Origin of the sequence: Kitasatospora sp. A2-31 (genome assembly GCF_022288725.1) — a bacterium.
Lineage (GTDB): Bacteria > Actinomycetota > Actinomycetes > Streptomycetales > Streptomycetaceae > Kitasatospora.
The window spans coordinates 386,158-406,728 of the sequence record NZ_JAKNTA010000005.1; the positions used below are offsets into that span (position 1 = coordinate 386,158).

Annotated in this window: 18 protein-coding genes; 6 read left to right on the forward strand and 12 right to left on the reverse strand. The window is 74.4% G+C overall.

The window, feature by feature from the left end; translation table 11 throughout:
- Positions 1–128: 128 nt before the first annotated feature.
- Entirely contained in the window at positions 129–449 is a 321-nt protein-coding gene (locus MCM47_RS16535; RefSeq protein WP_238862379.1) for a hypothetical protein, read from the reverse strand.
- A gap of 122 nt (positions 450–571) precedes the next feature.
- Positions 572–1,123, reverse strand: coding sequence for a GNAT family N-acetyltransferase (locus MCM47_RS16540; RefSeq protein ID WP_238862380.1), 552 nt, complete (start codon positions 1,121–1,123; stop codon positions 572–574).
- Between the two features lie 124 nt (positions 1,124–1,247).
- On the opposite strand from MCM47_RS16540, the gene MCM47_RS16545 reads away from it, so the two are divergent.
- The 4 genes from MCM47_RS16545 (at position 1,248) to MCM47_RS16560 (ending at position 5,722) form a co-directional block, all read left to right on the forward strand.
- Positions 1,248–2,435: an acyl-CoA dehydrogenase family protein gene (locus MCM47_RS16545; protein WP_238862381.1), complete on the forward strand. Its 1,188-nt coding sequence runs from the start codon at positions 1,248–1,250 to the stop codon at positions 2,433–2,435.
- Between the two features lie 226 nt (positions 2,436–2,661).
- A complete protein-coding gene (locus MCM47_RS16550) occupies positions 2,662–3,540 on the forward strand; it encodes an alkaline phosphatase family protein (protein ID WP_308222333.1) in 879 nt (292 codons plus the stop codon).
- Between the two features lie 212 nt (positions 3,541–3,752).
- Positions 3,753–4,223, forward strand: coding sequence for a hypothetical protein (locus MCM47_RS16555; RefSeq protein ID WP_238862382.1), 471 nt, complete (start codon positions 3,753–3,755; stop codon positions 4,221–4,223).
- Positions 4,224–4,387: 164 nt separating this feature from the next.
- Positions 4,388–5,722 carry a multidrug effflux MFS transporter gene (locus tag MCM47_RS16560; RefSeq protein ID WP_238862383.1) on the forward strand — a complete coding sequence of 445 codons (1,335 nt, stop codon included), beginning with the start codon at positions 4,388–4,390 and terminating at the stop codon, positions 5,720–5,722.
- A gap of 140 nt (positions 5,723–5,862) precedes the next feature.
- Here MCM47_RS16560 and MCM47_RS16565 read toward each other — a convergent pair whose 3' ends face one another.
- The 10 genes from MCM47_RS16565 to MCM47_RS16605 form a co-directional block, all read right to left on the reverse strand.
- A complete protein-coding gene (locus MCM47_RS16565) occupies positions 5,863–7,608 on the reverse strand; it encodes a glycosyl hydrolase family 18 protein (RefSeq protein WP_238862384.1) in 1,746 nt (581 codons plus the stop codon).
- 664 nt (positions 7,609–8,272) lie between these two features.
- Positions 8,273–8,881 carry a hypothetical protein gene (locus tag MCM47_RS16570; RefSeq protein ID WP_238862385.1) on the reverse strand — a complete coding sequence of 203 codons (609 nt, stop codon included), beginning with the start codon at positions 8,879–8,881 and terminating at the stop codon, positions 8,273–8,275.
- A 158-nt stretch (positions 8,882–9,039) separates the two neighbouring features.
- A complete protein-coding gene (locus tag MCM47_RS16575) occupies positions 9,040–10,017 on the reverse strand; it encodes an ABC transporter substrate-binding protein (protein WP_238862386.1) in 978 nt (325 codons plus the stop codon).
- 172 nt (positions 10,018–10,189) lie between these two features.
- The gene (locus tag MCM47_RS16580; protein ID WP_238862387.1) at positions 10,190–10,867 is read right to left on the reverse strand and encodes an ABC transporter permease; all 678 of its coding nucleotides are present in this window, start codon (positions 10,865–10,867) and stop codon (positions 10,190–10,192) included.
- Positions 10,864–11,532, reverse strand: a complete 669-nt coding sequence (locus MCM47_RS16585) for an ABC transporter permease (protein WP_238862388.1) — start codon at positions 11,530–11,532, stop codon at positions 10,864–10,866. Before MCM47_RS16585 ends, MCM47_RS16580 begins: the two co-directional genes overlap by 4 nt.
- Entirely contained in the window at positions 11,522–12,697 is a 1,176-nt protein-coding gene (locus tag MCM47_RS16590) for an ABC transporter ATP-binding protein (RefSeq protein WP_238862389.1), read from the reverse strand. Before MCM47_RS16590 ends, MCM47_RS16585 begins: the two co-directional genes overlap by 11 nt.
- Before the next feature lie 401 nt (positions 12,698–13,098).
- Positions 13,099–13,485, reverse strand: a complete 387-nt coding sequence (locus tag MCM47_RS16595) for a rhodanese-like domain-containing protein (RefSeq protein WP_238862390.1) — start codon at positions 13,483–13,485, stop codon at positions 13,099–13,101.
- Positions 13,479–14,081, reverse strand: a complete 603-nt coding sequence (locus MCM47_RS16600; protein WP_238862391.1) for a cysteine dioxygenase family protein — start codon at positions 14,079–14,081, stop codon at positions 13,479–13,481. Before MCM47_RS16600 ends, MCM47_RS16595 begins: the two co-directional genes overlap by 7 nt.
- Before the next feature lie 193 nt (positions 14,082–14,274).
- A complete protein-coding gene (locus MCM47_RS44025) occupies positions 14,275–14,352 on the reverse strand; it encodes a putative leader peptide (protein ID WP_374209156.1) in 78 nt (25 codons plus the stop codon).
- Positions 14,353–14,406: 54 nt separating this feature from the next.
- Positions 14,407–17,814, reverse strand: a complete 3,408-nt coding sequence (locus MCM47_RS16605; protein ID WP_238862392.1) for a hypothetical protein — start codon at positions 17,812–17,814, stop codon at positions 14,407–14,409.
- A 446-nt stretch (positions 17,815–18,260) separates the two neighbouring features.
- Between MCM47_RS16605 and MCM47_RS16610 the strand changes: the two genes are divergently transcribed.
- Both MCM47_RS16610 and hydA read left to right on the forward strand, forming a co-directional pair.
- Positions 18,261–19,103 carry a nitrilase-related carbon-nitrogen hydrolase gene (locus MCM47_RS16610; protein ID WP_238862393.1) on the forward strand — a complete coding sequence of 281 codons (843 nt, stop codon included), beginning with the start codon at positions 18,261–18,263 and terminating at the stop codon, positions 19,101–19,103.
- A gap of 11 nt (positions 19,104–19,114) precedes the next feature.
- Positions 19,115–20,533, forward strand: coding sequence for a dihydropyrimidinase (hydA, locus tag MCM47_RS16615; RefSeq protein WP_238862394.1), 1,419 nt, complete (start codon positions 19,115–19,117; stop codon positions 20,531–20,533).
- Positions 20,534–20,571: the final 38 nt, after the last annotated feature.

The following is a 20,571-nucleotide window of genomic DNA, read 5'->3' on the forward strand; positions in this document are numbered from 1 at the left end:
GGTCGGGCTCCTGGTCGCCGGAGTGCTCGCGGTACGCCGCGTGCCGTTCCCGCTCGTCGTGGTGGCGGGCGCCGCGACCACCGCGATGCAGCGCCTCCGCAATGTCGCCTGACGGACCGCCGGCCCGGTCAGCCGGCGGCGCCGTCGGCCAGGCGTTCCTGCTGGATCTCGGGCCGCTTGCTGTCCCAGAGCAGCTCCCACACCTTGAACACGCAGTGGTAGTCCCGCATGCTGCCCTTGGAGATCAGCAGATAGGTGTCGCCGTCCCGGAGCAGCGTGCGCTGCCGGCTGTTGAAGGGGTGCTGCGGCGTGTACGTCGGCACGATCCGCTTCAGTTCGGCGAGGGCGTCCGCCCGGCTGCCCTCGACCTCGGCCAGCACGTTGGTGCCCCAGATGCGGTCGTTGCCGACACCCTCGGTCTCCTGGACGACCAGTGCCCAGCGCGCCATCTCCCACCCCTCGTCGGCCTGCGAAGACGGCCATCCTAAGCCGGGCCGCGGGCCGCGGGCCGCGGGCTTCGGACCGCTTCGGGCCGCTTCGGGCCGCGGGCCGCCGGCTCCGCCGCCCGTCGCTACGCCCCGCCCGGTGCCCCGCCGGCGACGGCCAGCTGCTTGAAGAAGATGGTGGTCGGGCGCGCGACCCCGGCCGGGTCGGTCGCGAAGTCGGGCACCGTGCCGACCCGGGTCCAGCCCTCCGCCGCGTACATCCGCTCCGCCGGGCTCCCGGTCTCGGTGTCGAGCACCAGCAGCCGGATGCCGCGCTCGGACGCGCCCGCCTCCAGGGTCGCCAGCAGGCGTCCGGCCAGCCGCTGCCCCCGGTCCGCCGGGTGCACCATCAGTTTGGCCACCTCCGCCCGGTGCCGGCCGTTGGCGGGGACGGCCGGCCGGAGCTGAACCGTCCCGGCGATCCGGTCGTCGCCCTCGGCGCGGGCCGCCCAGAGCAGCAGCCGCCCGGCGGCGACCTCCGGGACCAGCGCGCGCCACCAGCCCGCCGCCTCCTCGGCGTCGAGCGAGGAGAGGAAGCCGAGCGAGGCCCCGGTGGCGACGGTCTCCACCAGCAGGGCCGCGAGCCGGCCCGTCGCGGCCTCCAGCTCGTCCGCCGTCAGTTGCTCGACTGTGTACATGATCACTCCCTCGTGGCCGGTGGCCCGTGTCCGGCCCCGGTGCGCAATACTCGCCGGTACCAGCACCGCGACCAGTACCGCGACCAGCCCGGACCGGTACCAGCCGAGACTACAAGGAGCTTCGATGGCCAAGCCGACCCGGATCGACCCGGCCGACCTGCTCGCGGTCGGCGACATGCTCACCGACGAGGAGCGGCTGATCCGCGACACAGTGCGGAAGTTCGCCGACGAGCGCATCCGCCCCGACGTCGGCGACTGGTTCGAGCGCGGCGTCTTCCCGGCCCGCGAACTCGCCCCGGAGCTCGGCGCCCTCGGCGTCCTCGGCATGCACCTCGACGGCTACGGCTGCACCGGCTCCACCGCGGTCGCCTACGGCGTGGCCTGCATGGAGCTGGAGGCCGCCGACTCCGGCCTCCGTAGCTTCGTCTCCGTCCAGGGCTCCCTCGCCATGCGCTCGATCCACGCCTACGGCTCGGAGGAGCAGAAGCAGCGCTGGCTGCCGGGCATGGCGGCCGGCGAGCTCATCGGCTGTTTCGCCCTCACCGAGCCCGACTTCGGCTCCGACCCCGCCAACATGCGGACGCGCGCCCGCCGCAAGGGGGGCGAGAACGGCGACTGGGTGCTCTCCGGCACCAAGATGTGGATCACCAACGGCAGCATCGCCGACGTCGCCGTCGTCTGGGCGCAGACGGACGAGGGCGTGCGCGGGTTCCTGGTCGAGCGCGGCACCCCCGGCTTCACCGCGAACGACGTGCACGGCAAGCTGTCGCTGCGCGCCTCGGTCACCAGCGAGCTGGTGCTCGACGAGGTCGTCCTGCCGGCGGACGCCGTCCTGCCCGGCGTGACCGGCCTGCGCGGGCCGCTCTCCTCCCTGGGCGAGGCCCGCTACGGCATCCTCTGGGGCACGGTCGGCGCCGCCCGCGACTGCTACACCGCCGCGCTCGAGTACGCCAAGAGCCGCATCCAGTTCGAGCGCCCCATCGCCGGCTTCCAGCTCACCCAGCAGAAGCTGGTCGAGATGATGCTGGAGGTGGAGAAGGCCTACCTGGTCGCGCTGCGGATCGGCCGGCTCAAGGACGAGGGCGCGGCCCGTCCGGCCCACATCAGCTTCGGCAAGCTCAACAACGTGCGCGCCGCGCTGGAGATCGCCCGCAGCGCGCGCACCGTGCTCGGCGCCAACGGCATCACCACCGAGTACCCGGTGCTGCGCCACGCCAACAACCTCGAGTCGGTGCTCACCTACGAGGGCACCAGCGAGATCCACACCCTCGTCCTCGGCGAGGCCATCACCGGCGAGTCGGCCTACCGCTGACGGGTCCGCACCCGCCTCCGGCGGGTCGGCTGGCGGCGCCGACCGGTGCGCCGCCGGGACGTCCGGCCCCTCCGCTGCCCGGGCGGGGGGCAGGGGGGCGACACCGGCCGGACACCCGCTGTTCCGGCTGCCGACACGTCCCGGACCGGCAGTGCGTGGAACATGTCGCGGTCGGCGCGGCCCCGGATCGGGGGCGCCGGCCGCGCCACGTGAAAGGAACCGCGCCATGTCCACACCTCCGCTGCCGCGCCCCCGGGTCCTCGTCGTCGGCATCGACGGCGTCCGGTACGACCTGCTGGGCCGGGTCCCGATGCCGCGGCTCACGGAGGTGGCCGAGGCCGGGTTCCTGGCGCCCGTCACGGTGGCCGGCTCCACGCCCACCATGTCCGGCCCCTGCTGGGCCACCATCGTCACCGGGGTCGAGCCCGCCAAGCACGGCGTCTGGGGCAACCACCTCGCCGGCAACCGGCTGGACGTGTTCCCCGACTTCGCCACCCGCCTCGCCCGGCAGGACGGCCGCCGCACCTTCGTCGCCGCCGGCTGGGACCCGCTGATGATCAAGGAGTCCGGCGGCCCGCTGTTCCGCGCCCCGGGCCGCCTCTCGTACGTCGCGCCCGCGGCGGACACCCCCGAGGCCTGGGAAGCCGTGGACGAGGAGGTCACCCGCGAAGCCGTGCACGTCCTGGCCACGACCGACCCGGAGGCCTCCTTCGTCTACCTCGGAGCCGTCGACGAGACCGCGCACTTCCTCGGCTGCGGCGAGGAGTACCGGGCGTCCATGCGCACCGCCGACGAGCGCCTCGGCCGGCTGCTCGACGCCGTCCGCAGCCGCGCCGACCACGCCGACGAGGCATGGACGGTCATCGTCGTCACCGACCACGGCCACGTCGACGCCGGCGGCCACGGCGGCCGCACCCCCGAGGAGCGGACCGCGTGGGTGGCCTGCGCCGGTCCCGGCATCCCGGCCGCCCCGCCGACCGGCGAGATCCGCCACCCGGACGTCGCCGCCCAGGTATACGCGGCACTCGGTCGGCCCATCGATCCCCACTGGACTCTGGACGGCCGCCCGTTCCCGGTCGCGCAGCCCGCTCCCGCAGGCGTCTGACCGCACGGCGCGGCCGGGAACCCCCGGGCCGGTGCGCCGCGTGTACTCCTGAAGGCGGAGGCCGTACCCCCACGGTCGGAGGAACGGTCGCGACCTCGTGGTGACGACCCGGCAGGCGGGTCGGCCCCAGGATGGAAACATCTCCGGCCCGGGAGCACGGGCCGGGCGGACGGACATCGGACAGAGAGGGCACGGCGGGCATGAACGGCATCGTGAGCAAGGTCGCAGTCGGGGTCGCGGGTACGGGCATGGCCGTCGCCGTCGCGACCATCGCGATCGGCCCGCGGGTCTCCGACTGGTACGACGGCCGGCACCAGGAGCAGGCCAGCTACGCCAAGGGCAGCGACGCCAAGGCGGACCGCCACTCGATGCCGTCCTGGCTGCCGGACAACGCCACCTCGGTCCACTACCTGATGTCCACGACCGGGGACGACCGCCTGCTGCGCGCCACCCTGCCGGACGGCCGGCTGCCCGCCGGCTGCACGCTGGGCACGCCCGCCCGGAGCGTCCACCCGATGCCGGCGAGCCTCAAGGCCGGCTGGTTCCCGGAGAGCGTCGCGGCCAGGACCACCGGCAGCTGCGGGCACTACAGCGTCACCCTGACGGGCAACCAGCTCTACGCGTGGCAGGACGGCGCCGCCGTCCAGGCCGCACTGCGGGCGGGGCACCAGGCCAAGCACTGAGCCCCTGCCGGGACCGGTGCCGGACCGGCCCCCCGGACCACCCCGTGCGGGGGCGGGCGGGCGCCGCACTGGTCCGCGCGGCCGACCCCGGGTGTCGCGGACCAGGCGCGCTGCGGTAGGACGGAGCGAGGAGAATCCGCCCGCGCCGTCCCGTGAGGAGCCCCATGCCTGGTCCGACCGCCGGCCGCCCGGACCCCGCCGGCGACATGTCGACCGCCCCCGCCGCCCCGGCCGGTTCCACGCCGGGTGGCCCCACGGGCTCCCCGCCCGCCGGAACGGCGGCGGCCCCCGGCCGCGGCACCGTCGCGGTCCTGGGCGGCCTGGTCGCCCTCGGCCCGCTCACCACCGACCTCTACCTGCCCGGCCTGCCCGCGATCGCGCAGGACCTCGCCGCCGCCCCCGCCGCGGTCCAGCTCACGCTCACCTTCTCGATGTTCGGCGTCGCCGCCGGCCAGCTTGTCCTCGGACCGCTCAGCGACCGCCTCGGCCGCCGTCCGCCCCTGCTCGTCGGCCTTCTCCTCTACACCCTCGCCAGCGCGGTCTGCATCGTCGCGCCCAACCTGCCCGTGCTGGTCCTGGGCCGCTTCCTCCAGGGCGCCGCCGGGGCCGCCGGCCTGGTCGTCGGGCGTGCCATCGCCCGCGACCGGTTCGAAGGCGTGGCGATGCTCCGCTTCCTCGCCTCGATCAGCCTGATATCCGGGCTGGCCCCGATGCTCGCGCCGTTCCTCGGGGCCCAGCTGCTCCGCGTCACCTCCTGGCGGGGCACCTTCGGCGCGCTCACCGCGCTCGGTCTGCTGCTCGCCCTGGTCGCCTTCGGCGCCCTGCGCGAGACCCTGCCGCCCGCCGCCCGCCACCGCGGCGGCCTCACCACCACCCTGCGCACCATGGGCCGGCTCCTGCGTGACCTGCGCTTCCTCGGGCTGCTGCTGACCGGCACCTTCGCCTTCGGCTCCCTGTTCGGCTACATCAGCGGCTCCTCGGTCGTCCTCCAGCACGTCTACCACGTCTCGCCGCAGACCTTCGGCGTGCTCTTCGGCCTCAACTCGCTGGCCATCGTCGCCGTCACCCAGCTGAACGGACGCGTCCTGGCCCGCCGCTTCACCCCCGGCGCGCTCATGCTGGCCGGCCTCGGGGCCGCCGTCGCCGCCGGTGCCGCGCTGCTGCTCGTCACCACGGTGTGGGACCTCGGTCTGGTCGGTGTCTGCCCGGCCCTCTTCGTCCTGATGGGCAGCTTCGGCATCGTCCTGCCGAACAGCGCCGCCCGGGCCCTGAGCCTGGTCGCTCCCCAGTCCGCCGGCTCCGCCTCGGCCCTTCTGGGCACCGGCAACTTCCTCTGCGGCGCCGTCGTGGCCCCGCTCAGTTCCCTCGGTGGCACCCCCTCCGCGGCGCTGCTCGCCGCCGTCGTCCTCACCTGCGCCCTCCTCTCCGCCGCCTCCTACCTCCTCCTCTGCCGTCCCACCACCCCGGCCGCCACCCCCGCCCCCGCCCCGGCCACCTGACCGGAGCGTCCGGACCGGTCGCCGGCTCTGCTCGCGGGTGTGGCGGGGATGCCGCCGGGGGGCGCCGCGTGGGTGGTGCGCGGCGCCCCCCGGCAGGGTGTGCGGGTGGTGGCGTGCGGGTGGTGGCGTGCGGGTGGGCGTCAGGCGAGGGTGAAGTCGTCGCCGTAGACGCTGCCCTGGCCGTACCAGCCGTGCAGGTAGACCGTGACGGTGCCGGAGGATCCGGTGGTGAAGGGGACGGTCAGCTTGGTCCAGCCCGCGGCGTTGGTCCAGGTGCTGGCGGTGGCGCCGCCGCTCACACCGAGGTAGGCGTAGCTGCCCTGCACCCAGCCGCTCAGCGTGTACGAGGTGTTGGGCTTCAGGGTGACGGTCTGCGCGCACTGGCCGGTCTGCGCGGAGCTTGCCGCCGCCTGCAGGGCGTGGGAGCCGGAATGGGCCGGGGTGGCGACCACCGCGCCGCCGGTCTGGCAGGTCCACGGGGCGAGGCTGCCGGTCTCCAGGCCGCCGTTGACCAGCCCGCCGGTGGGCGGGGTACCGCCGGTGACGGTCAGGTTGAAGGTGCCGGTGTGGCTGCCGGACGGGGCGCTGGCGGTCACCGTGAGCGGGTAGGTGCCCGCGGCGGCCGCGGACGTGGTGCTGACGGTGAGGGTGGCGGTGCCGCCCGCCGTCACGGTGGCGGGGGAGACGGCGGCGGTGACGCCGGCCGGGGCACCGGTGACGGTGAGGTTGACGGACTGGGCGGAGCCGGCCGTCACGGCGGTGGAGACCGTCGCGGTGGGGGACGAACCGGCGGCCACGGTGGCCGAGCCGGGGCTCACGCCGACCGAGAAGTCGTTGCCCGGCTGGGTGTTGCCGGTGAACGGCGCGAAGACGTGGGTGAAGTCCCAGGTGCCCTGGCTGATCCCGGAGCAGTCGTCGCGGCCGCCGGTGCCCGGGCAGCCGCCGTTGTCGCGCTGCAGGGCCCAGAAGGAGAGCGTGTTGATGCCCTTCGAGACCGCCCAGTTGTAGACGGTGGTCGCATTGGCCACGGTGAAGGTCTCGGCCGGGCCGAAGTCGTCGATGCCGAGCATCTCGGTGATGCCGATGGAACCCCACAGCTGGGCGGGGGTCTTGGCCGGGTAGAGCTTCGCCAGCTGGTTGTAGAGGCCGGTGGCGGCGCTCTGGGTGTCGGCGGCCATGTCGTGCGCCGCGTTGTCGTAGTAGTCGAAGGTCATCAGGTTGACGACGTCGATCCGTGCGTTGTTGCCGACCGCGTTCTTCAGCACCGCGAGGCCGCTCGCGGCCAGGCCGCCGGTGGTGGTCGGCAGCGTGTAGGAGAACTGGATCGAGCGGCCGTTGGCGGCGGCCCAGTCCTGGACCAGCTTGATCGCCTTGTTGCGGCGGTCGATGCCTGCCGTGTCGGTCAGCGAGTTGTCCTCGATGTCGAGGTCGATCCGGCTGATGTCGTAGGTGGTCACGACGTTCTCGTAGGCGGCCGCGATCTGGTTCACATCGGTGCAGCTGTCGGCGAGTTCGGTGCCGGTGTTGTCGGCGGTGTAGCCGCCGAAGGAGGGGATCACGTCGCCGCCGTTGGCCCGGATGGTGGCGATGTCGGCGCCGAACGAGGACGGCGCGACCGGCAGCGAGGTGTCGCCGTTCCAGTAGGGGGTGCAGGACCCCTTGGTGGCGGTCTGCAGGAACGCCATGGTGAGGTGCTTGGCGCCGGACTGGGCGGCGAGCGTGGCCGGGCTCTGGCCGGTCCAGGCCTCGAAGTACGGGGCGAAGACCCGGGTCGGGAGCGGGGTCGCGGCCTCGGCCGAGGACGTCCCGGTGGCGACCAGCCCGGCCGAGGCGGCGAGCGTGGCGCAGGCGGTGAGGGCGGCCTGGATCGTTCTGCGTAGACGCATGGATTCTCCAACAGGTCTGGTGGGGCTGGTGTTGGTGAAGGTCGGTGCGGAACTGAGCTGCGGGGTGCGGGTGTTGCGGGTGTTGCGGAGGGGCAGGTGCGCGGGTGTGCAGGCGTTCAGGACGCAGGCGTGCGGGACCTCGGGCGCGAGGGCGGGAGGGCGCGACGGAGCGCAGGTGTGGCCGTGCGGCCGCGGGCGGCCGTGCGGTTCGGGGGTGGAGCGGAACAGGGCAGGGCGATGCCTCAGCCGCCGGTGGTCACACCCCCACAGTGCATCCCGGTCGGATCGACATGCCTATGGTTGGACTAGACCACTTGTCTGTCAAGAGTCCTGACTGTTCGTCACCGCACGGGCTTGGTGGTGACTGGGCGGGCGATCCGCCTGCCCGGGCGCGGCCCCGCCGGACTCGCCGGGTTCGCCCGGTCGGTCGTTGGCCGTCGGCTGAAGGGTCCGCGTGGCGGCCGCCGTTCCACCGGCCCGGTGTGCAGCCCCCGCGTCGTCCGAGTGTCCGTCAGGACGTCTTTGCGGGAGGCGAGTCGACGCCCGAAACGGCGGATATCGGGCGGCTCAGGGGGGGCCGTGAGGCCGCGGCCGCGCGGATCGTCGCGCGGCCGCGGTGGCCCGGCGCTCAGGACACCGGGCCGTTCCGGGTGGCCCGTTCGGCTCAGGCCGGCGGGCAGAGGGTGGCGCGCAGGGCCTCGATGATCTTCTCGGCCTTCTCGGGGCCGAAGCCCTGCGGGTGGGCGGCATCGGTGAAGCGTTGGTCGGCCAGCTCGACGAGCTTGGCCCTGTCCTTCGGGAACTGGTACATCGCCTGGCACTGGTTGCGCGCCCGGTCCACGGCCTGGTCGGGTTTGCCGCCGACGATCGCCGGGTCGATGGCGTTCAGCGCGTCGACCAGCTTGGCGGTCACGTCGGTGCCCGGCTTGGTGGGCAGTCCGGCATCTGCGGGCGGCGCGGGCTTGGGCTGCGCCGGGGTGCCTGCGGCGTCAGGGGTGCCCGCTGAGGGGGAGCCTGCGGCCGGCCCGTCGGAGGCGCCCGTGGCGGGGGTGGCCGGGGCGGACGCGCCCGGGGTGGACGCGCCCGGCGTCGGGGCGCCGGTGCTGCCCGTGGTGGGTGCGCCGGCGGCCGCGGTGGCGGCGGAGGCGGTGGGGGAGGCGGTGGGGGAGCCGCCGGCGCCGGCCGCGGAGGTGCCGGAGCCGGAGCTGGAGCAGGCAGCGAGGCTCACCGCGGTGAACGCCGTGAGGGTGGCGGCGAGGAGACGAGTGCGCATTCCGCCACACTGTCATGTTCGCGCCGCCCAAGGGAAGATCCCCGGACGGGCCGTAGCGCCGTCGGGGCCGGCGCCCGAGGCCCCGACGGCGCTACGGCCCGAGGACGCGGCGACGGCCCGGGGAACGCTCCCCGCGACCGCCGCCGCTGCACCGCCGGTCAGACCAGACCGTTGGCCTTCAGCCAGTCCTTCGCCACCGCCGACGGGTCCTCCTTGTCGACGGCGACCTTCTTCATCAGCCCGAGCAGGCCCGCCGTGTCGAGCTTGGCCGACACCGCGTTGAGCGCAGCCGTCGCCTTGGCGTCGACCCCCGCCTTGTTCACCAGCGGGGTGATGTTCTGCGCGCCGAAGAGGTTCTTCGGGTCGGCCAGCGGCACCAGCTTCAGCTGGCTGATCTTCGGGTCGGTGGAGAAGACGTTGCCGACCTGGACGGCACCGTCCTTGACCGCGTTCGCGGTGGTGTCGCCGGTCGGCTTCCACTCCTTGAACGTCAGCCCGTAGACGTCCTTGAAGGGCTGCTCCTGCCGGGACTTGAACTCCGGCGGGCCGCCGATGGTGAGCTCGCCGGCCTTCCCCGCCAGGTCCGCGATCGTCTTCAGACCGTACTTGTCGGCCGTCTCCTGGCTGACGCTCAGGGTGTCCTTGTCCTCCGCGGGCGAGGAGTCCAGGATCGCCAGCGAGGCGGGCAGGGTCTTCGCCAGCGCCGCGTTGACCTCGTCCTTGGTGGGGGCCGGGGCCTTGCCGCCGAGGTAGGCGAGCAGCGCGCCGTTGTACTCGGGCAGGACGGTCAGGCTGCCGCTCTGCAGCTGCCCGTAGAGCACCTCACGGCTTCCGATGTTGAACTTCTCATCGACCTTGACGCCCTTGGCCTTGAGCGCCTGCGAGTAGATCGAGCCGAGCAGCACGTTCTCGGGGAAGTTGGCCGATCCGACCACCACGGTCGAACCCGAGGAGCCCGTGCCGGCGGTGCCGGCCGTGCTTCCCGAGCCGGCGGCCGGTGCGGACGAGGAGCCGGCGCCGAGCGGGTCGGAACCGGAGGAGGAGCAGGCGGTTGCGCCCAGCGCGAGCGCTGCCAGGGTCCCGAGAACGACGGCCCGGCGGGCCGGTGCCGGCCGGAGGGAGGCAGGAGTCGACATGGTGACAGATGTCCTTTCCAGGGCGTGAACGAAACGAAGCGGGGAGCTTGAGCGGACGTCGGAGTCGTGATCAGGGCGTCTTGATCAGCGCCGTGATCGGGTCGCCGTGACCGGGGCGCCGTGACCCGGTCGCAGCGGTCGGGTCGCAGCGGTCGGTGTGTCGGGGGCGGCGTCAGCGGGCCCGGCGCCGGGCGCGCAGCCCGGGCGGGAGCGCGAACCGGGCGAGCACGGTGAAGAGGACCTGGGCGCCGACCGCGAGCAGCACCACCAGCAGAGCCCCGCCCGCGGTCAGGGCGAAGTCGCGGGTGGCCAGACCGTCGATCACGTACCGGCCCAGCCCGCCGAGCCCGACGTACGCGGCGACCGTGGCCGTCGCGATGACCTGCACGGTCGCGGTGCGGAACCCCGCCAGCAGGGTCGGCAGCGCCGACGGCAGACAGACCTGCCGGAGCACCTGGGGGTGGGTCAGCCCCACCCCGCGGGCGGCGTCCCGGACGTCGGGGTCGGTGCCGCGCACCCCCTCGACGGCCGCCACCAGCAGCGGTGGCACGGCCAGTGCGACCAGCGGGACCAGCACGGCCGTGTCCCCCACCCCGGCGAGCAGGACGGTGAAGGTCACCAGCCCGAGCGTCGGCAGCGCGCGGGTCGCGCCGGCCAGCGCGGTGACCAGGGCGGTGCCGCGCCCGGTGTAGCCGATCAGCAGTCCGAGCGGGACGGCCAGCACCGCCGCGTAGAGCAACGCCTCGCCGGAGAACAGCAGGTGCTCGGCGATCCGCTGGGTGATCGCGTTCGGACCGGTGCGGCGGTCGGGGGAGGAGAAGAAGTCGCCCAGCCAGGAGAGCCAGTTCACCGGACCGCCCCCTTCTCACGGACCGCCCAGGGCGCGAGAAGCCGCCGCGCCCCGAGCAGCACCAGGTCCACGGCGAGCGCCAACGCGGCCGTCAGCGCGATGCCGGCCACGATGGGGGTGGTGAAGGTGCGCTGGAACCCGTCCATGAACAGGTAGCCGAGCCCACCGCGCCCGATCAGGGCGCCCACGCTCGCCAGTGAGATGCTGGAGACCGCCGCGACCCGCAGCCCGGCCACCAGGTACGGCACGGCGGCGGGCAGTTCGACGGCGGTCAGCCGGTGCCACGGCCCGTATCCCATGGCGGTCGCCGCCTGCCGGACCGGCTCGGGCACGGCGCGCAGCCCGTCCACCGTGGTCGGCAGCAGCACCGCGAGCGCGTAGAAGGTGAGCGGGATCATCACGGTGGCCTGGGTGGCCAACCCGGTGTAGGGGATGAGCAGCACGAAGACGGCCACCGCCGGCAGCGCGTAGACGACGTTGAAGACGGAGGCGAGCGGCTGGTAGAGCCGGGGGAACCGGGCGCAGGCCAGGCCGAGCGGGACGGCGAGCAGCAGGCCGATCAGGACCGGGAGCAGGGCGAGCACGGCGTGGTCGGCGAGCAGGCTGCCGAGGTAGCCGAGGTGGTCGCCGATCCAGTACCAGCGGACGATCGGTTCATCGTCCACGGCCTGCTCCGTCCTTCGGGGTGGCATCGTCCTTCGCCGTGGCGCCGCCGCTCGCGCGGCCGCCGCCGTTCACGGCGGCTCCCTCCTGTGCGGCTCCCTCCTGCACGGCTGCTCCGTCCGAGGCGGTGCTCGGTGCGGCGTCGAGCGCGGTGAGGACGGCCTCACGGCTCGCCGTGCCGGTGGCGCGGCCGTCGTCGTCCAGGGCGACCGCGACCGCGGCGGGCGACAGGACGGCGGCGTCCAGTGCGGTGCGCAGGGTGTCGCTGGCGGGGTGGAATCCGGTCACCGGGTGCAGGGCCGCGGTCGCCGCCTCGCGGTCGATCCAGCCGATCGGCCGGCGCTCGTCGTCCAGGACCAGCTCCCACCCGCCGTAGCGCAGTCCGGCCGCCAGCGGGCGCACGGCGACGTGGCGGGCCGGGCGCAGGCCGAGGCCGCGCAGGCCGCGGTCGCGGCCGAGGAAGGCGGCCACGCCCTGGTCGGCGGGTGCGGTGAGCAGTGTGTGCGGATCGGCGAGCTGGGCGATCCGCCCGTGCTCGCGCAGCACCACGACCTGGTCGCCGAGCCGGACGGCCTCCTCGATGTCGTGCGTCACGAACAGGACCGTCTTGTGCAGCTCGGACTGCAGCCGCAGCAGTTCCTCCTGGAGTCCGGCGCGGACGACCGGGTCGACGGCGCTGAACGGCTCGTCCATCAGCAGCACCGGCGGGTCGGCGGCCAGCGCGCGCGCGACGCCCACCCGCTGCTGCTGGCCGCCGGAGAGCTGGAACGGGTACCGCCTGCCGGTCTCCGGTGCCAGCCCGACCAGTTCCAGCAACTCGGCGGCCCGGGCGCGGGCCTTCTTCCGGTCCCAGCCGAGCAGGTACGGGACGGTGGCGACGTTGTCGATCACCCGCCGGTGCGGGAAGAGCCCGGCCTGCTGGATCACGTAGCCGATGCCCCGGCGCAGCTTGGCCGGCTCCAGATCGGCGACGTCAGTGCCGTCCAGCAGCACCCGGCCCGAGGTCGGCTCGACCATCCGGTTGACCATGCGCAGCAGCGTCGTCTTGCCGCAGCCGGACGGGCCGACCAGCACGGTTATCCGCCCGGTGGGCACATCGAGGTCCAGGCCCTCGACGGCGATGGTGCCGTCGGGGTGGCGCTTGCCGGCGCCGTCGAATCTGATCACGGGGAGTTTCCTCGTCTCGGTCGCCCCCGGGTGCCGGCGGCGCCGATGGTGTCGGTTCTGTCAGTCTGTCGATCGGTCAGTCGACCGCGGTCGTGGGTTGGTGGCGTCTTGTCGACAAATGACAGTACGTGGTGCGGTCCTCTTCGTCGGGTGACGTGTTCGGGCGTTCTTCCGCCCGCGTGGCTGCCCGGCATCGGACCGGCGGAAACTCTGATCAGACTATGACCTGGATCATCTCCTGTCGCTGATTTACCGTCCGGTGGATGCCTTACGGGTGCCTTACGGGTGCCTTGCGGGGTCCCGGCGCGCGCCTCTCGGCAGCCGGCGGTGACCGGGGGGACCGCCGCCGGGACCCCGGGGAAGCGGGTCGGGTTCGGGCACGGCGGTCGCCCCGCGGAGCGTCAGCCGCCGGGCTGCGTCGGCAGTCCGGCGGCGGCCCAGCCCACGAACCCGCCGTCCAGGTCCGTCGCCCGGTGCAGCCCCAGCTCGCGCAGCGAGGCGGCGGCCAGGCTGGAGGCGTAGCCCTCGGAGCAGACCACGATCACCTCCACGCCGTACCCCACCGCCTCCGGGATGCGGTGACTGCCCGTCGGGTCGAGGCGCCATTCCAGGACGTTGCGCTCGATCACCAGCGAGCCCGGGATCCCGCCCTCGGCCGCACGCTGTGCCGCCGGCCGGATGTCCACCAGCAGGGCGCCGGACCCCTGCGCCCGGTGGGCCTCCTCGGGTCCGGGCCGGTGGACGCCCTCCCGAGCGCGTGTCAGCAGGTCGTCGATCGTGGTCACCATTGTTCGGGTCCTTCCTCGGAGGTGCGGACCAGGCCGCCGGCCCGCAGTTCGTAGTGCGCCATGGAGCTCAGCGGCGGCGAGTAGGCGTGCAGGGTGACGGCCGGGCCGGTGGCCGTGTTGCGGACGTCGTGCACGTACTCCGGGCCGAAGGCGCGCGCGGTGCCGGCCGGGAGCCGGCGCACCAGCAGGCCACGCTCCGGGCCGCCGAGCGAGAGCTCCTCGAGTTCGCCGAGCGCCACGGTGAACGCGCCGCGCGCCCCGCCGTGGTCGTGGAAGCCGGTGGACTGGCCGGGCAGCCAGCTGATCAGCCAGACCTCGTGGTCCTCGTCGGCCGCCAACCGCCGGTACCAGCGGTCCTTGGTGGAGAGCCGGACGTGGTGGATCCACCGGTCCGGCCGCTCGGCCAGCTCACGGACGATCCTGCTCAGGGCGGCCGGGGTGAGCGGGGCACGGGCCGCGGTGGCTCGGGCCGGCCCCGATGGTCCGGCCGCCGTGGGACCGAACGTCGTGGGGTCGAACGTCGGACGTCCGGCCAGGGCTGTTCGAGCCGTGGTGGGTGCGGTGGCGGAGAGCTCGGTGACGAGGTCCGGGGTCATGTGAGTGTCCTCGGGGAAGGCGTGGCGAGCGGATGCGGGACGCGGCCGGGCCGGGTGCGGCGGACACGGCTGCGGGACTGTCCGGCGCACCCGAGCGGTGCAGGGGTGCGCCGGACGGACGCGTCAGGAGTGCGGGTGCGCGGCGCGGGCCCTGGGGGACGTCACAGGGCGGGACCGGCGGGAAAGGGCAGGGTCAGCGGGCACAGATGGAACTCGCCTGGCGTCGCAGATCGACGTGCAGGCGGCAGACCAGAGTGGTGCCGGAGTCCATGCTCGGGATCCTTCCCGACGCAGCAGCCGGGAGTCAAGCGCGTTCCGGCTCCGGTCACCCCTCCGCGGGACGCCGCGGTGCGGGCGGTGCGGGTGCGGACGGACCGGGCAGCGGTCCCGCAGGCGGCGCCGACGCGGCCTCCGACGAGGCGGGTTCCGACGACGCGGCCTTCGCGGACGTGGCCTTCGCGGACGTGGGCGCCTGTGACGTGGGTTCCGACGGGGTGCGGACCGGCGGCGCCGACGCGGCCGGTGCCGGGATCGGCGACGTGGGTGCCGTGGGTGCCGTGGGTGCCGTCCGTCCGGGGCCGGTCAGGACCGCGCTCAGGACGGGGGCGGCCAGCTCGCCCAGATGGCGGCCGAGCGTCTGGTAGGCGTCGAACTGCCGGTGGTCGAACCACTGGTCGCCGGTGCTGTCGTTCGGGAAGGCCGGGTTGGCCGCCGCGTAGGCGTGCAGCTCGTAGGGCATGTCGGGGGTCAGGACGGCCTGGACGACGATCAGTGTGCCGAGGTGGCGTCCGTCCTCCCCGCCGGGGCCCACGTCGGCCGGGCCGGGGCGACCGGCACCGTCCCCGTCCCCGTACCAGCCCCTGTCCCGGTCCGCGTCCCGGTCCGCGTCCCGGTACCCGTCCTCGGGGAGGTCGAGCGGGGCCGGGTAGCGGATGGTCCCGGTGATCACCGCCCGGGCGGAGAAGCGGTCGGCGAGCCGCGCCGCCAGCCCGCGCAACGGCGGCCCGGCCGGTCCGCCCCGCGCGCCGAGGCTGCCGGGGATCAGCAGCTCCGGCTCGTGCAGGGTGATGGTGATGCCCAACTCCTCGCGGGCCAGCGTGATGGCGGCCGCCAGGGTGGCGGCGAGCGGGGCGTCCCCGCTGGCGTCGATGCAGACCGCCGTCCGGACGCCGTGCCGGAGCAGCTCGACCAGCCCGAGGTTCTCGTAGTGGCCGCCGTCGGTGGTGAGCAGGAACCGGTCGTCCATCGGGAAGCGCCCGCAGAGCTCGCGCAGTTGGTAGGGCAGCCGGCGGACACCGGGCTGGGGCGCGTGCCGCCAGTCCCGATCGGGCGCCCAGAGCGGGTCGAGCGCGGCCGGGTTGGGCAGCCAGGTGCCGAGCCGGGCGTTGGTCACCGCGAACAGCCCCTGGTAGACGCGGGACTGACGCCCCATCGCGGAGGAGAACGCGGCGCCGGAGACGGCCATCGCGGACTGGACCGTGAGGTCCCGGGTGATGTGCCGGCGGGTGCGCCGCTCCAGCAGGTCCGTGCGGGCGTAGCCGACGTCCGGCCCGCCGACGTAGTCGTGCGAGAAGGTGAACGAGACCGCGCGGCGCCCGGGCGGGGTGCGCGAGTTGCCGGACAGGTTGGCCGCGGCCGCGAACACCACCTGGGGGAAGCCCGGGTGCCGGGCGCCGTAGTGGCTGAGCCGGGTCTGCTCCCGGTGGAAGTGGTACGGCCGGGCCAGCACCTCGCCGTCCTCGGTGGAGCGGCGGACGGCGAACGCCGAGGCGAGCCGGCGCCGGTAGAACGGGTGCAGGCCCGTCCAGGTCTGGTCGAGGTTGAGGCCGACCGTCGCCAGGACGAGCGGCAGCAGCACCTGGGCTGCGACCGGCCAGGCGTGGCCGGTGGCGACGGCCCACCCGAGCGCCAGCAGCGCGCCCACCGAAAGCGTCCCCAGCGCGGCCCAGACCACCAGGTACTGGGTGACCCGGGCGCCGAGGCCGCCGCCGACGCGCCGGGCGCCGCCCACCAGCCCGCCGAGCGCCGCCGTTCCGATCTCGATGGCCCGCCGGCTGCGCCACAGTATGCCGAGCAGCAGGGCCAGGTAGCTGAGCAGCACGGTGAGGCTCAGGCCGGCGCCGGTCTGCCGCGCACCCACTGCGAGCGCTTGTTGCAGCGCGACTGCGCCCCAGGCCAGCCCGGGCACCACCAGCACTCCCACGGCGACCAGCCCGGCCAGGGCCAGCGCGCCGTGCCCCAGACGGCGCAGCGCTCGCGGCAGCAGGCTGTTCCAGCCGAGCAGCGGGAAGGCGAGCAGCCAGAGCAGCCAGCAGACCGCGGCGGTGGTGAGCAGCCCCACCAGGGCGAGTACGGCGGGCGTCCGGACGGGCAGCGGGCCGAGCCGGACGGCCCCGCCGGTGCGCAGGCCGACGGCGGCGAGGGCGTCGAGGTCGGCCAGCGGGACGAGGTGGTAGCAGCGGCTGAGCCCGAGACCGAGGGTGAGTATGGCGGCGAGCAGCAGCGTCAGCGCGGAGACCAGGCCGCGCAGCAGGGTGCCGAGGGCGACCAGCCACTGCCCGGCGCCGTCCGCCAGGTACTTGGCGTGCCGGCGCAGGTGATCCTCCTCCGGCGAGCCCGGCGCCAGGACGTCGGCCGCGGTGAGCCCCGAGACGGCGTGCACCGCGCTGCCCGGCGCCGAGTCGCAGAGGGCCAGCTGGAGCGCACCGACGGCGTAGCCACCGCCGGAGACGGAGACCAGGTAGCGGGACCGCATCAGCCAGGGTCGCAGGACCTGGAGCGCGCCGAGGGTCACGCAGGCGGAGCGGATGCCGCCGCCGGAGGCGCAGAAGCCGAGCGCGGCGTGCTCCCGGCCGGGCGGCACCAGGGCGCCGTTGCGCCAGCGGGCCTGGTGGTCCAGCGGCCGGTGGGTCCGCCGGCCGGGTGGCCAGCGCCCGCCGTGGGGGGTGGCCACGGGCCAGGGCGGGATCAGCGCCGGACCGGCGGCACGCCGGTCCGGCGGTCCGGCGGGCACGGCAGCGGGGCCGGCCGCGGTGGCCGCCCCGGCGTCGGTGGCCGTCCCGGCGTCGGCGCCGGCCGTCCGCCCGGCGGCCCCGGCCGCGGGACGGGCGCCGTCGTCCGTCGCGTCGTCCGTCGCGCCGTCGGCCGGGTCGTCCGGTTCCGGTGGGCGCCGCAGGAGTGCGCGCACGGCGCGGTGCAGGGTGACGGCGACGACCACCGCGGCGGCGGCCCCGGCGGGCAGGAGCAACACCCACTTCACGGTGCTGAGCGCCGCCGCGGCCGCGAACGGCGCGTCGGAGCCGCCCGGCCCGACCAGCCGGTCCGTGCCGTCCGGACCCCCCGCACCGCCCACCCCGTCCAACCCGGCGGCGAGCAGCACGTCCTCCGCGACGTCGCAGGCGCCCGCCAGCAGCCCGGCGCCGCCGGCGGCGAGTGCGGCGAGCCGCCAGTGCTCCCGGCCCAGCACGTACCGGCCGAGCAGCCCGGCGGCCAGCAGGGTGAGCGTGTACCCGGCGACCAGCCAGCCGTCCGCCGTCAGCGCGGCGCGGTACTCCGGCACCCGGCCGGCCACCACGGCCGCGGCGGCCGCACGGGTGCCGGCCAGCTGCAGGGGGACGTCCCGCACCGCCGGGGCCAACCGGGCGTACAGCAGGGCTCCGAGCGCCGCGGGGGCGAGCACCGAGAGCCCGAGCAACACCCCGGCCCACGCCGGGACCGGAGGCCGTCCGCGCATCCGCGATCCAGTCGCCACGTCCACCTCCCCCGTGCACCCGGAACCAGGGCGCCGTCGACCGCAGGTGCGGGGTGCCTCCGGGGCCGGCGGGGCCGCGGGCGGAGCACTCGCACATCACTCCCGGGCACGCTCCGGTGACGGACCGGAGCAGCATCATGGCGCGTCCTACCCCGTTGCGCAGTACCTCGTGCACGGATTCACCCGGATGAGTAAGGAGAGCGCTCCAGGGGTAGATGACCGTTTCATCCCACCTACTCGCCCCAGCGTGTCCACGCAACAAGATCGCCCCAGCCGCGCCGCGTCCGACGTATTGTCAGGCCACCGAGGCCGGGCCTACGGTCTACGGACCACGTTCTACGCACGTAGATGGTCGTACGGATCCGCCCGACAACCCTCAGACCGCAGGCCCGCCCCACCGGCCGGGCCACGGAGTTGCGGAGGTACCCATGTCGCAGATCGTCCGCGCCGCCCTCGTCCAGACCCGGTGGACCGGGGACCAGGAGTCGATGATCGCCCTCCACGAGCGGTACGCCCGCGAGGCCGCCGCCCAGGGCGCGAAGATCATCGGGTTCCAGGAGGTCTTCAACTCCCCCTACTTCTGCCAGGTCCAGGAGCCCGAGCACTACCGCTGGGCCGAGGCCGTCCCCGACGGTCCCACCGTCCGCCGGATGCAGGACCTCGCCCGCGAGCTCGGCATGGTCGTCGTCGTCCCCGTCTACGAGGAGGACCAGCCCGGCGTCTACTACAACACCGCCGCCGTGGTCGACGCCGACGGCCGCTACCTCGGCAAGTACCGCAAGCACCACATCCCCCAGGTCAGGGGCTTCTGGGAGAAGTACTACTTCAAGCCCGGGAACCTCGGCTGGCCGGTCTTCGACACCGCGGTCGGCAAGGTCGGCGTCTACATCTGCTACGACCGGCACTTCCCCGAGGGCTGGCGCGCCCTCGGCCTGGCCGGCGCCCAGATCGTCTACAACCCCTCCGCCACCAGCCGCGGCCTCTCCGCCTACCTCTGGCAGCTCGAACAGCCCGCCGCCGCCGTCGCCAACGAGTACTTCGTCGCCGCCATCAACCGGGTCGGCACCGAGGAGTACGGCGACAACGACTTCTACGGCACCTCCTACTTCGTCGACCCGCGCGGCCAGTTCGTCGGCGACGTCGCCTCCGACAAGGAGGAGGAACTGGTCGTCCGGGACCTCGACCTCGGCCTCATCGAGAAGGTCCGCCAGCAGTGGGCGTTCTACCGCGACCGCCGGCCCGAGGCCTACGGACCCCTGACCGAGGCGTGAGAGGAGCCGCGATGACCACCACCCGCACCATCGTCCGCGGCGGCCTCGTGATCACCGCCGCCGACGAACTGCACGCCGACGTCCTGATCGAGGGCGAGCGCATCGCCGCCCTCGCCGCCACCGGCAGCGACGCCGCCGGGGCCTGGACCGCCGACACCGTCATCGACGCCACCGGCCACTACGTGATCCCCGGCGGCGTCGACGCGCACACCCACATGGAACTGCCCTTCGGCGGAACCGCCGCGTCCGACACCTTCGAGACCGGGACCCGCGCGGCCGCCTGGGGCGGCACCACCACGATCGTCGACTTCGCCGTGCAGCCCGTGGGCGGCTCCCTGCGCGAGGGCCTCGACGCCTGGCACGCCAAGGCCGACGGCAACTGCGCCGTCGACTACGCCTTCCACACCATCGTCTCCGACGTCAACGACGGCGTGCTCAAGGAGATGGACGCGCTCGTCGACTCCGGGGAGTCCACCTCCTTCAAGCTCTTCATGGCCTACCCCGGCGTCTTCTACAGCGACGACGGCCGCATCCTGCGCGCCATGCAGCGCGGCGCCGCCAACGGCGGGCTGACCATGATGCACGCCGAGAACGGCATCGCCATCGACGTGCTGGTCGAACAGGCGATCGCCGCCGGGAAGACCGCCCCCCGCTACCACGGCGAGGTCCGGCGCGAACTCCTCGAGGCCGAGGCCACCCACCGCGCGATCAAGCTCGCCCAGGTCGCGGGCAGCCCGCTCTACGTCGTCCACGTCTCCGCCGCCTCGGCGCTCGCCGAGATCGCCCGGGCCCGCGACACGGGCCTCAACGTCTTCGGCGAGACCTGCCCCCAGTACCTCTTCCTCTCCACCGACAACCTCGCCGAGGAGGGCGCCGACGGCTTCGAGGGCGCCAAGTACGTCTGCAGCACCCCGCTGCGCCCCCGCGAGCACCAGGCCGCGCTCTGGCGCGGCCTGCGTACCAACGACCTCCAGGTGGTCTCCACCGATCACTGTCCGTTCTGCTACGTCGGCCAGAAGGAGCTCGGCCGCGGCGACTTCTCGAAGATCCCCAACGGCCTGCCCGGCGTGGAGAACCGGATGGACCTCCTGCACCAGGCCGTCGTCGACGGGCAGCTGACCCGCCGCCGCTGGATCGAGATCGCCTGCACCACCCCGGCCCGGATGTTCGGCCTCCACCCGCGCAAGGGCACCATCGCTCCCGGCGCCGACGCCGACCTGGTCGTCTACGACCCCGCCGCCGTGCAGACCGTCTCCGCCGCCACCCACCACATGAACGTCGACTACTCGGCCTACGAGGGGCGGCGACTGACCGGCCGCGCCCGCACGGTGCTCTCCCGCGGCACCGTCGTCCTCGACCGCGGCAACTGGCTCGGCCGGGCCGGGCACGGCACCTTCCTGCGCCGCGACACCTGCCAGTACCTGGTCTGAAACCCGGCACCGTCCGCCCCCGTCCGCCGCCACACCCG

What these genes read in the sequence shown, in the direction of transcription:
- MCM47_RS16535 (WP_238862379.1), bottom strand. Translation starts at nt 449, where the DNA reads ATGGCGCGCTGGGCACTGGTCGTCCAGGAGACCGAGGGTGTCGGCAAC.
- MCM47_RS16540 (WP_238862380.1), bottom strand. Translation starts at nt 1,123, where the DNA reads ATGTACACAGTCGAGCAACTGACGGCGGACGAGCTGGAGGCCGCGACG.
- MCM47_RS16545 (WP_238862381.1), top strand. Translation starts at nt 1,248, where the DNA reads ATGGCCAAGCCGACCCGGATCGACCCGGCCGACCTGCTCGCGGTCGGC.
- MCM47_RS16550 (WP_308222333.1), top strand. Translation starts at nt 2,662, where the DNA reads ATGTCCACACCTCCGCTGCCGCGCCCCCGGGTCCTCGTCGTCGGCATC.
- MCM47_RS16560 (WP_238862383.1), top strand. Translation starts at nt 4,388, where the DNA reads ATGCCTGGTCCGACCGCCGGCCGCCCGGACCCCGCCGGCGACATGTCG.
- MCM47_RS16565 (WP_238862384.1), bottom strand. Translation starts at nt 7,608, where the DNA reads ATGCGTCTACGCAGAACGATCCAGGCCGCCCTCACCGCCTGCGCCACG.
- MCM47_RS16570 (WP_238862385.1), bottom strand. Translation starts at nt 8,881, where the DNA reads ATGCGCACTCGTCTCCTCGCCGCCACCCTCACGGCGTTCACCGCGGTG.
- MCM47_RS16575 (WP_238862386.1), bottom strand. Translation starts at nt 10,017, where the DNA reads ATGTCGACTCCTGCCTCCCTCCGGCCGGCACCGGCCCGCCGGGCCGTC.
- MCM47_RS16595 (WP_238862390.1), bottom strand. Translation starts at nt 13,485, where the DNA reads ATGGTGACCACGATCGACGACCTGCTGACACGCGCTCGGGAGGGCGTC.
- MCM47_RS16600 (WP_238862391.1), bottom strand. Translation starts at nt 14,081, where the DNA reads ATGACCCCGGACCTCGTCACCGAGCTCTCCGCCACCGCACCCACCACG.
- MCM47_RS44025 (WP_374209156.1), bottom strand. Translation starts at nt 14,352, where the DNA reads ATGGACTCCGGCACCACTCTGGTCTGCCGCCTGCACGTCGATCTGCGA.
- MCM47_RS16605 (WP_238862392.1), bottom strand. Translation starts at nt 17,814, where the DNA reads ATGCGCGGACGGCCTCCGGTCCCGGCGTGGGCCGGGGTGTTGCTCGGG.
- MCM47_RS16610 (WP_238862393.1), top strand. Translation starts at nt 18,261, where the DNA reads ATGTCGCAGATCGTCCGCGCCGCCCTCGTCCAGACCCGGTGGACCGGG.
- hydA (WP_238862394.1), top strand. Translation starts at nt 19,115, where the DNA reads ATGACCACCACCCGCACCATCGTCCGCGGCGGCCTCGTGATCACCGCC.